This window comes from Faecalibacterium gallinarum (genome assembly GCF_022180365.1).
GTDB lineage: Bacteria > Bacillota > Clostridia > Oscillospirales > Ruminococcaceae > Faecalibacterium > Faecalibacterium gallinarum.
Genome location: NZ_BQKV01000062.1, coordinates 1 through 309, shown reverse-complemented (window position 1 = coordinate 309; position 309 = coordinate 1). Strand labels below are relative to the sequence as shown.

1 pseudogene is annotated in these 309 nt (G+C 51.5%); it reads left to right on the top strand.

Annotated features, from left to right (window positions below):
- Positions 1-309 (top strand): annotated as a pseudogene (locus JCM17207_RS09055) (IS21 family transposase); the annotation flags it as partial.

The following is a 309-nucleotide window of genomic DNA, read 5'->3' as shown; positions in this document are numbered from 1 at the left end:
GGTTTTGAAGGAGGAGCGACCATTGTAAAAGAGTATATTGCCGCCCACAAGGACCTCATTCCAGCTAAACGCCAGCTGGTTGCGCCCCAGGGAAACCGTGGTCGCCGGTACACTACAGAACCCGGTGAAACTTACCAGATGGACTGGGGATTCACGGATGTTCTGGACTATGAGGGGAAAACCTACCGTGTTGCGTGCTTTGCCATGATCTGCCACCATTGTGGTCAGCAATATATTGAGTTTTTCCCCAACGCACGGCAGGAAAACCTGTTTATTGGGATGGTCCATGCTTTCCAGTACATGGGGGTT